The 10,633-nt window shown below is 65.4% G+C and carries 6 protein-coding genes; 2 read left to right on the top strand and 4 right to left on the bottom strand.

The genetic code is table 11. From position 1 onward, the window contains the following. On the bottom strand, positions 1-1,826 hold a 1,826-nt coding region (gene pbpC / locus HP546_RS18835), incomplete at its 3' end, for a penicillin-binding protein 1C (RefSeq protein ID WP_172228265.1). A 77-nt stretch (positions 1,827-1,903) separates the two neighbouring features. On the opposite strand from pbpC, the gene HP546_RS18830 reads away from it, so the two are divergent. Further along, the gene (locus tag HP546_RS18830; RefSeq protein ID WP_172228263.1) at positions 1,904-2,197 is read left to right on the top strand and encodes a hypothetical protein; all 294 of its coding nucleotides are present in this window, start codon (positions 1,904-1,906) and stop codon (positions 2,195-2,197) included. Between the two features lie 125 nt (positions 2,198-2,322). On the opposite strand, the gene HP546_RS18825 is transcribed toward HP546_RS18830, so the two are convergent. After that, a complete protein-coding gene (locus HP546_RS18825) occupies positions 2,323-7,224 on the bottom strand; it encodes an alpha-2-macroglobulin (RefSeq protein ID WP_172228261.1) in 4,902 nt (1,633 codons plus the stop codon). Between the two features lie 150 nt (positions 7,225-7,374). Here HP546_RS18825 and HP546_RS18820 point away from each other — a divergent pair, with 150 nt between their 5' ends. Next, positions 7,375-8,712, top strand: a complete 1,338-nt coding sequence (locus HP546_RS18820) for an MATE family efflux transporter (RefSeq protein WP_172228259.1) — start codon at positions 7,375-7,377, stop codon at positions 8,710-8,712. Between the two features lie 77 nt (positions 8,713-8,789). Here the strand turns inward: HP546_RS18820 and HP546_RS18815 are convergent, their stop codons facing one another. Together HP546_RS18815 and speA are read right to left on the bottom strand one after the other, a co-directional pair. After that, positions 8,790-9,245: a transposase gene (locus tag HP546_RS18815; RefSeq protein ID WP_172228257.1), complete on the bottom strand. Its 456-nt coding sequence runs from the start codon at positions 9,243-9,245 to the stop codon at positions 8,790-8,792. Between the two features lie 186 nt (positions 9,246-9,431). Beyond that, positions 9,432-10,633, bottom strand: a 1,202-nt coding sequence (gene speA / locus HP546_RS18810; protein WP_172228255.1) for a biosynthetic arginine decarboxylase, incomplete at its 5' end; no start/stop codon positions are given.

The raw sequence follows: 10,633 nt of genomic DNA, 5'->3' as shown, positions 1-10,633 counted from the left end.
TTGGGGTCCTTCCTGCTCATCGGCTGGCCCAAAGGCCAACAGATCGCCGCCACCCCGACATTTGCCGGCACCCGTTCGACCGGCACACTGATGCCACGCTGGCTGTCACGGTTGCTCAGCAGGTCGTGCACCTGCAGCATCAGCGGCGCCGCCGAAGCCAGGCCGAACTGGCCGGGCACCGGCGTGCCGTCGGGGCGGCCGATCCATACGCCGATCAGGTAGCGCGGGCCAACGCCAATCGACCAGGCATCGCGAAAGCCGTAACTGGTGCCGGTCTTCCAGGCCAGTTGCGGGCGCTGCACCAACTCGGCATGCGGGTCACGGTCCGGGCGGGCCTGCCCACTGAGGATGCGCCGGATGATCCACGCCGCACCTGGCGACAGCAGGCGGCGTTCGACCAGCGGGTCCTGCGGTTGCAGGCGCACCCGGGCACTGTTGCCACCCCGTGCCAGCGCCGCATACCCGCCAACCAGTTCCTCCAGCCGGCTACCGGCGCCGCCAAGGATCAGCGACAGGTTGGGCTCGGCCAACGGCGGGAGTATCAGCGGCATGCCCGCCATGCGCAGTTGCGCGGCAAAGCGTTTGGGGCCGTAAGCTTCCAGCAATTGCACCGCCGGCAGGTTGAGCGACAGCGCCAAGGCCGAACTGGCCGAAACCGGCCCGCTGAAACCCATCGAGAAATTGCCGGGGCGGTAGTCGCCGTAGCGCCGTGGCACATCCTGCAACAACGATTCGGAATGGATCAGGCCATCATCCAGCGCCATGCCGTAGAGGAAGGGCTTGAGGGTCGAGCCGGGCGAGCGCAATGAGCGCACCATGTCCACATGCCCGAAGCGGCGTTCGTCAGCCAGGTCTATAGAGCCGAGATAGGCACGCACCGCCATGGTCTGCGCCTCGACCACCACAATGGCTGCGGACGTGCGCTCTGGCAGACGTGCGCGCCAACCCAGCAGCAAGTCTTCAAGGCGTCGCTGCAGCGCGGCATCGAGCGTGGTGCGGATCAGCGGCGGGCTGTCGGCGCTGTTCAGGCGCCGGGCCAGCAACGGCGCCAGGGCCGGTTCCTGGCGGGGCGCCAGCACCAGAGGTTCCTCGGCGGCCTCGCGGATTTGCTGTTCAGGCCACACCTGGTATTCGGCTAGGCGCTGCAGCACCTTGTCCCGGGCGCGCTGGGCGCGCTCGGGGTGACGGTCGGGGCGCAGCCGGCTGGGCGCCTGGGGCAGTACCGCCAGCAGCGCCGCTTCGGCGGGGCTGAGGTGCATGGGCGACTTGCCCAAGTATGCCCAGCTGGCCGCCGCAACGCCCTGCAAGGTACCGCCGAAGGGCGCACGGTTCAGGTATATCTGCAGGATGTCACGTTTGGACAAATGCCATTCCAGCTGCGCCGTACGCCACAGCTGCCGCAGTTTCCCGGCCAGGGTACGGTCATGCGGGTCGAGCAGGCGCGCCACCTGCATCGACAGCGTGCTGCCGCCCGACACCACACGCCCGCCCCGCAGGTTCAGCCAGGCAGCGCGTGCCAGCGCGAACGGGTTGACCCCCGGATGGCTGTAGAACCAGCGGTCCTCGTAGGTCAGCAAGGCCTGCAGGTACAACGGCGAAACCTGGTCAGGGCTCACCGGGTAGCGCCAGACACCCTCGGCATCGGCAAAGCGCCACAGTGGCGTACCGTCCTCGGCCAGCACCACCCGGGCCAGGTCGTCGCCCGGCAGTGGCAGCGGCCAGATACGGTCGGCCAGCCAGACCAGGCCGAACAGCACCAGCATGCCGATCGCCATGGCGCGCAACAGCTTGCCCGCACGGGTGCGTGGCCGCGCTAAGCTTGGCATCGGGAACCGACCTGGCCAGCGAATGGCCAAAGGCTTGGGAACGGCAGACTCGCCGATTCGTTCATCAGGAAGCAACTATGCATGTAGAAGGTTTTTTCGAGTGGCTGGGCCAGGCACTGGGGTCGTTGATCCGCATCATCGTCGACGCTTTGAGCGGGCTGTTCAACCTGCTGGCCAATGCCGGTGGCAATTTCATCGACGGCCTGGCGCGCACCTTGGGCATGGACACCTCGCTGGTCAGCATCCTGGCCCTGATCATCGGCCTGATGCTGCTGTACTCGGCCATCCGCGCGTTCATGCGCGCCTCGATCATCCTTGGGATCATCTGGCTGGTGCTGGGACTGTGGGTGATGAGCTGGGTGATTCACTGAAAGCCGAAGCGACATCTTTTGTATGAGCAGCCTTGTGCTGCGAAGAGGCCGGTACTGCTAGCTCCCTTTTCATGGGGCTTACCGGCCTCTTCGCAGCACGAGGCTGCTCATGTGCAGCTTTCGCCTTAGCGGGCCTTGACGGTCATCTCCCCTTGCCCATCCCCCACCGCCTGCAGGTTCGGCCGGTACATCGACTCGACCTGCGGCGGCGGCACGCGGTACGTGCCCGGGGTCACCGCCCGCGCCAGGTACAGCAGGTGGGTGGTGCCGTAGCCGTCGAGTTTCAGCGCGGCGACGTAACGGTCATCACGGTATTCCTGGTGCACCACGCTGGCGTTCTGCATCGACTCGCGCCATTCCTTCACCGCGCTGCTGGCGTTATCCAGGCTGGCGGCACTTTGTGCCAGGTTCTGGTTTTCCAGCTCCAGGCCTGCCGGCAGCAGGTCCACCACCAGCGCATCCGGCACACGCTCTTCGGCCTTGAGTGCCAGGTGCACCAGTACCAGGTCGCCACTGCGCAGGTTGTGCAGGTCCAGCGGTTGGCCATTCATGCCCAGGTACTCACGACGGATCTGCAGCCCGTTGCCGCCGGCCGCAGGCGCCTGGCGTGGGTAACCGGACAAGGTCAGTTGCTGGTACAACGTTTCGCTGCCCTGGTTCTGCACACTTAGCGGCGAGGCCAGCAAAGGGCCTTCCAGCTTCATGCCAGCCTCGGCATTGTTGAACTCGCGCACCTCGCCAGCGCTGTCCAGGCGGGCCTGCCACTTGCCTTCGGGCTTGCCCAGCAGGCCGCGCCCGGCAAGGAACAGGGCGTTGCGCTCCTGGGTCGACAGCCAGCGGTTGGCCGCCAGTTCATCCGACAAGGCGAACAGGCGCTGATCGACCTGGCTGCTGGCCAGGTTGCTCTCCTGCAGCAGCGCCAGAATCAGCGCCTGGTCGCGCAGCGCACTGCCGTAGTCGGCCATCCAGCCTTTGCCGCGGCTGATACCCAAGCCAGCCTGCAACGCCTGTTCGGCACGCGGCTTGTCACCCATCTTGTCCAGCGCCACCGCCAGCTGCACCAGCGGCAGGCCAGAGCGGGCGTCGGCGCGGCGCTCGAACAGGCCACGCAGGGCGCCCAGCGGCGCCTGCTGGCTGCGCGACAGCACCAGCGCCGCATAGGCCTGCACGGCAAAGCGGGTATGGTCGGCGTTTTCGCTGTAGTCAACTTCGATCAGGTTACGCTCCTGCAGGTAGCGCAGCAGGCGCTCGCTGGCCTTCTTCAGCGCTTCGGCCGGCACGCCATAACCCTGCTCACGGGCACGCAGGAGGAAATCGGTGACGTAGGCGGTCAGCCAGTACTCTTCTTCGCTGTCCGAGCTCCACAGGCCAAAGCTGCCGTTGTAGCGCTGCATGCCCAGCAGGTGCTCGATGCCCATTTCGATCTTGCGTTTGCGCACATCCGCCGGTTCGCCCTTGATGCCCAGGCGCTTGAGGCTGTCGGCATCGGCATACAACGACGGGTAAAGGCCGCTGGTGGTCTGTTCCAGGCAACCGTAGGGGTAGGCTTCGAGGGCGCGGATCTGCTCGGCCAGGTTCAGCGGCGGCCGGCTCGACAAGGCCAGGCTGGCTTCCAGGCCGGCGGGTTCGAAGGCGGCCAGGTCGGCTTCGGGCAATGTCCACGGCTGGTCCTTTAAGGCCACGCGGTAGTGCTTGAGCATCGCCGGGTAGGCCGGGCGCACGCCCAACGTCCACTCGCGTTCGAACGCGGTGGCCGGTTCGTTCGGTAATTGCAGGCCAGTGACGCGCACGTGCACCTTGCCCTGCCCCAGCCCACCCTGGGCCTGTACCGGGATCATCAGCGTCGAGCGCTGGCCCTCGGCCAGGGCAACGTTTTGCACAGCATTGGTGGCCAGGCTCAGCTGCCCTTCAGTGCTGATGTCCACATTCAACTGCTGGGCGCGGCCCGACAGGTTGGCCAGGTCCAGCGCCAGGCTGGTACGGTCACCACCGGCCAGGAAGCGCGGGGCCGACAGCTCGGCAATCAGTGGCGCGGCAACCACCGTCTTGCCTTCGGCCATGCCGAAATGCTCCTCGGTCCAGGCCTGGGCCATCAGCCGCAGCTCGCCATTGAAGTCAGGAATATCGACCGTGGCCTGGCCCTCGCCCTTGTCGTCCAGGGTAACGGGCAGGCTCTGCTGGGCAACGATGGTCACCGTGGTGTTGGGGCGCTTGCCGCCCTTGGCCATGGCCGCATCACCGCCAAATGCCAGGCTGGCCAGGCGGCCCTGGCCGGCTTCGATCAGCTGGCCATAAATGTCCAGCTGGTCGGCGCCGTAGGCTTTGCGCCCGAACAGGCTGGCGAACGGGTCGGGGGTCTTGAAGTCGGTGATGTTGAGAATGCCCACGTCCACTGCCGACAACAGCACGTGTACTTGCTTTGGCACGCTGCCATCGGCGTTGGCGGCCTTGAACTTCACGGTCAGCGGCTGTTTGGGGCGCATTTTTTCCGGCGCCTGCAGGCTCAGCGCCAACTTGCGTTCAGCCCTGTCCAGCGGCAGGTGCAACACGCCGACGGCGCGTTTGGGCGTGGCGTTGGCCTTGCGCTCGCCGGGGCGAATCACCAAGGCGCTGATGTACAGGTCATGGCGGGCCCAGGCCTTGTCCAACGGCACGTCGAAGGCCTTGCCTTCGGCGGGCACGTCGATCTCCTGCCACCACAGCGGGCCATCACTGGATTCGATCATCAGGTAACCGGTACCGGCAGCAGGTGGCGTAACGGTAACCTTGGCCGTGGCGCCGTCAGCGTAGGACGGCTTGTCCAGCGCCAGCTTGACCTGGTCCGGGCGCACCGCGCCGCCTTCGGCGTTGTCCTGGGCACGGTAACCGGCCCAGAAGCGCTCGCTGGAAACCAGGCCCGTCTGCGGGTCTTCCACCTCGACCCGGTAAGGCCCCCACTCCACCTGGAAGCTGAGCTTGGCTGTGGAGCCGGCCTTGACGCTGATGGTCTCCTCGCTCTGGGTGAGGAATTTCTCGTTGTAGGCGTAGCTCCAGCCATCGCTCTGCGAGTAGTTCCAGTAGTAGTCGCGGCGTTCGCGAATCAGCCTTACCTTGAGGTCGTTGGCCGCCAGCTTGTTGCCGTCGGGGTCGGCCACCAGGAACTCGAATTCAACCGGCCCGTCACTGTCGGTTTCCTCGCCATCGAACAGCCCGCGCAGGCCTGGCAGGCGTTCACCGGGCCAGATCGGCTGTTCCAGCCGCCGGGTGATCGGTCGGCCACCAGACTCCTGCAGGCTGGCCTGTACGGTCAGCTGCAGTGGCGAGCGGGCTTCGGCCCAGCGGCTTTCAATATCCAGTACAGCCTTGCCAGCTTGGTCGAGGGTCACTTCGTCCAGCTCCAGGTCCTGGTTCAACTCGGTTTCGCTCACCGAGCCGAACTGGTAGCCAGGCAACGCCGGCACCGCCTCGCGCAGCGGGCGCACATAGGCCTGGCCACTCAGGCGATTGCCAGCGGCCGGGGCGCCATAGAGGTAGCGGCCATTGACCTGGATGCGGGCATTCTCGTCAGGCGAAAGCGGTGTGCTGCTGCCCTTCAGCTCCAGCGCCAGGCGCTCGGGCAGGAAGTCTTCGACCAGGAACTCGTACACCTGCTTGCGCCCGCCGCCCAGGTCGAGCAGCAGTTGCCAGCGACCGGTCGGCGCCTCGCTGGCCAGTTGCAACTGGTACTGGTACAGGCCACTGGCATCAGCTTCCCAGACGAACTTGCGGCTGACCTGCTCATCCGGTCGGCGCACTTCGACGCTTACCGGTTGGGCCTTGACCGGCTTGCCGTCCTGGTCGCGCAGCAGGCCGTTGAGCAGCACTGTCTCACCCGGGCGATACAAGTCGCGCGGGCCGAAAATGAACAACTGCAGCGGGTTGGCCAGCGGGCCGGTGATGTCGAACTCGGCCAGGTCCAGTGCGGCGGTATTCAAGCGCAGCAGCGTGGTGTTGACGCCTTGGGTGGCGATCAGGGTGTCGGCCTTCGGCGTGATCGGCAGTTGCGCATGGCCCTTGCCGTCGGTAGTGGCCTGGGCCAGCAACTTGCCTTTCTCGTCATGGATTTCCAGGTTGACCCCGTTCATCGCCTTGCCGCCTTCCAGGGCTTGAGCGAATACGTCGAGGCGGTCGCGGTAGCGATGCGCCGAAACCCCGATGTCGCTGAGGGTGAACAAGGTTGCCGGCTGCGAGTAGTCGTAGGTGCCCGAGGCGCGCATTACCGCCAGGTACACGCCCGCTTCCTGCAGCGGCTTGATGCCGGCAATCGGCAGCAGCACCGTCTCGCGGGTGTTGCGCGCGGGGTTGAGGTCGAAGCGGCCGCTGTAGACCAGCTCGGCCATGTCCAGGGTTTCCTTGGACTGGTAGTAGTACAGGCTGCTGTTGCGCCCCCAGCTGGCCAGGAAGCTCGAGAGCATGGCCGGCTTGACGCGGAAGAACTCGACATCGACCTTGTCGACGTTCAGGGCAATGACCGGTAACCCCTCAGCCAGGCGCGTGGGCAGCAGCGAGCCGCGGCTGGCAAAGCCGATGGTCGGCTGCATGTCGCGGGTTTCCAGGCGGGTGATCGATTCGCTGTCCAGCTGCTTGCCGTTGACTGCCAGCAGGCCTTTGTCGACGGTCAGTACCAGCTTGCGCTGCGGCTCCAGGTGGCGCAGGCGCAGTTCCATCTGGTTGTCGGAGAGTTCCCAGGCGCCGTCGAGCTTGCCTTTGACGGTGTCGACCAGGTGCACCTTGCTGGCCAGGTCCTGTTCGGCATCCAGCGGCGCAGAGAAACTGATCGACAGCGTGGCTGCGCCGTCGAGCTGCACTTCCGACACATCCAGCACGCTGAGCTCGCGGCCTTCGTAGCGCTTGGCGAGTACGGCCGGGTCTTCGCGCCTGGCTGCCGGGGCTTCGGCCGGCGTGGTGGCCAGCGGTTTTTCGGCCGGCACCGGTTTGTCCGGCGTCGAAGAGTCACAGGCACCGAGCAAAGCCAGCGCGCAGGCCAGCAACAATCCTTTGTTGAACATGGAGTATGAACTCTTGGGCAGCGTGTACGTGAGGGGGGCAACTATAGCTCGCTGAGACCATGTTCGCGCGAATTGGTTGCCTGGCCGTTACACTGTGGCCATTCCGAAAAGCGGGGGCGCGAGCCTGCTCCTGATCGATCAAGGACTCCAATGCTGCAACTGACCACCGACTGGCGCCACCGCCCCACCCACCACAAGGTCTGGGCGCTGGCCGCACCGATGATCCTGTCCAACATCTCCGTGCCTTTGGTCGCCCTGGTCGACAGCACCGTCATCGGCCACCTCCCCCACGCCCACCAGCTGGGGGCGGTGGCCGTGGGCGCGACGATGTTCACCTTCATGGTCGGCCTGATGGGCTTCCTGCGCATGGGCTCCACCGGCTTCGCCGCCCAGGCCGCCGGCCGTGGGGACGGCGCGGCGCTGCGCCAGGTGCTGGTGCAAGGGCTGCTGCTGGCGTTCGGCTTCGCCATGCTGATCGGCCTGCTGGCGCTGCCCTTCAGCCAGCTGGCACTGCACGCCATGCAACCCAGTGCGGCCCTGCAGCAAGCTACCGAAAACTTCTTCCACACCCGCCTGCTCGGCCTGCCTGCGGCACTGGCCAGCTACGCGCTGGTCGGCTGGTTCCTGGGCACGCAGAACGCCAGGGCGCCGCTGGCCATCCTGCTAACCACCAACCTGCTGAACATCGCCTTGAACCTGTGGTTCGTGCTTGGCCTGGATTGGGGCGTGCTGGGTTCGGCACGGGCGTCGGTGATTGCCGAGTGGAGCGGCGCCCTGCTTGGCCTGGCCCTGACCCGCCCGGCCCTGCGCGCCTACCCGGGGCATATCGTGTGGACGGCGCTGAAGCGCTGGCAGGCCTGGCGCCCGCTGCTGGCGGTAAACCGCGACATCTTTCTGCGCAGCCTGGCGCTGCAGTTGGTGTTCCTGCTGATCACGGTGCAAGGCGCGCGCCTGGGTGAGGCCACCGTGGCGGCCAATGCCCTGCTGCTCAACGGCCTGTTGCTGACGGCCTATGCCCTTGACGGGCTGGCCCACGCGGTGGAGGCCCTGTGCGGCCACGCCATCGGCGCTCGTCACCGCGACACCTTGCGCCGCTCGCTGGTAGTGGCCTGCGGCTGGTCGCTGATCACCAGCCTGGGCTTCGCCGGGTTGTTCCTGCTGGGTGGGCACCTGTTCATCGACCTGCAGACCGACATCGAGAGCGTGAGGGCCGCAGCCTATCCGTACCTGCCGTACCTGGCGCTGCTGCCGTTGATCGCGGTGTGGAGTTACCTGCTGGACGGGCTGTTCATCGGCGCGACCCGGGCGCGGGAGATGCGCAACGCGATGCTGGTGTCGTTGGTGATTGCGCTGCCGGTTGCGCTGGCCATGAGCGGGTTCGGCAACCATGGGTTGTGGTTGGCGTTTCTGGTGTTCATGGCGCTGCGCGCAGGGACGCTGGGGTGGGTGGGGTGGCGGTTGCAGCAGAGCGATCGTTGGCTGGGATGATTGGCCACAGGAGATCGTTATCCTTTGTAGGAGCGGCCTTGTGTCGCGAAATGAGGGCGAAGCCCTCACCTGCGGCTTCACAGCCACACACAATCCCAATGCGGATAATCGCCGGCACGTCGCACCAGGCCAGCCCTTACGGGATTGGCAATAATATAACGGGCAGTCGCTCTGATATCGTCTTCCTTGCGCAACGCCCGGTCATGAAAACCAGGTTGCCAGATGTGCTTTCGTTCGACGCCTTGCCGGTAAAGCGCGCAACTGCTACGCGACTTGAAGGCACACATGAGTTTGCTCAAGCTGGTCGGCCCAAGCTCGATAAGCCAATGCAAATGGTCCGGCATCAGGACCCACGCCAGAGAGCGGCAACTTCCATCTTGATCACTCGCGCGCAGTTGCTGGATTGCCGACCGCGCGAAGATCAGGTTTGCGAACAGAGGTAGTCTATGGCGCGTGATGGTGGTCAGCAGGTAGAGCCGACCAGGCTCTGAATAGCGCCCTTGGCGCAAGCGGTGATTACCTTGACGATCCATGTCGAACTCCTTTGAAGATTGCATTCAAAGGATAGGTGTGGGGATGTCGGAAAGTGCCGAGGGATCATTACCGCGTATGACGCGGTGAGGGCTGCGCCCTCATTTCGCGACACAAGGCCGCTCCTACAAAAAATCGCGATGCCATGGGACGGTATCGCGGCCCCTGCTGGAGCGGCCCCCAGGGCCTCAGGACGACAGGTACGAAGACCGGGTCAACCCCAACCGCAGCGCATCCAGGTACTGGGTCCGCTCACGCGCAGTGATCTTGGCGCTCGCCACCTTGTCGCGGTAGTGGGTCATCAACTCCTCCGGCGACAGGTGCACATAACGCAGCATGTCTTCGATGGTGTCGTGGGTCTCGATGCCGGCGTGGTACACGCTGCCGTCGGCGTTCTGGTAGATGTTCACCGAGTCGGTGTCACCGAACAGGTTGTGCATGTCACCGAGGATTTCCTGGTAGGCACCGACCAGGAACACACCCAGCAGGTAGTCCTCGCCATCCTTCAGCGCATGCACCGGCATGCTGGTCTCGATGCTCTGCTCGTCGACGTACTGGTTGATCTTGCCGTCGGAGTCGCAGGTCAGGTCCTGCAGCACGGCACGGCGCAGCGGCTCTTCGTCCAGGCGGTGCAGCGGGATGATTGGCAGCACCTGGCCGATGGCCCAGGTGTCCGGCAGGCTCTGGAACACCGAGAAGTTGCAGATGTACTTGTCGGCCAGCTTGTCGTTGAGCTCGTCCAGCACCTGACGGTGCGAGCGCTGGCGGGCCTTCAGCGAGTTGTGCAGGCGGCGGCACACGGCAAAGTAGCACTGCTCGGCCAAGGCTTTCTCGGCCAGGGTGATCTTGCCATCGGCATACTGCGCAGCCACGTCACCCATGTAGTGGGTCGCGCGCCAGTAGGTCTCGGTGACCATCTCGATGTCGGTCGGGCCCAGCAGGTCAGCCAGCCACTGCACGGTCTGCGGCAGGGCTTCCTTGTTGTCGATGGTCGGCACGTCGTCGTTGTGTTTCTCGACGTCGGTCACCTGGATCACCAGCATGGCATGGTGCGCGGTCAGCGAGCGGCCGCTTTCGGAGAAGATGTGCGGGTGCGGCAGGCCCTGCGCATCGCAGAACTCCTTGAGCATGCCCACCACCACACCGGCGTAGTCGTCCATGTCATAGTTGATCGAACTGGCATTGCGCGAGTGGGTGCCGTCGTAGTCCACGCCCAGGCCACCGCCCACGTCGATATGGTCGACCGGCAGGCCCAGCGCACGCAGTTCGCCATAGTAGCGGATGGCTTCCTTGAAGCCGTGCTGGTAGTCGGCCAGGTTGGCGATCTGCGAACCCATGTGGAAGTGCAGCAGGCGGATGCCCTGGTCCAGGCCGGCATCGCGGAAGCGCT

Source organism: Pseudomonas sp. CM25 (genome assembly GCF_013179705.1).
Taxonomy (GTDB): Bacteria; Pseudomonadota; Gammaproteobacteria; order Pseudomonadales; family Pseudomonadaceae; genus Aquipseudomonas.
The sequence above is the reverse complement of the archived record's forward strand: the minus strand, read 5'-3'. Positions and strand labels throughout refer to the sequence as shown.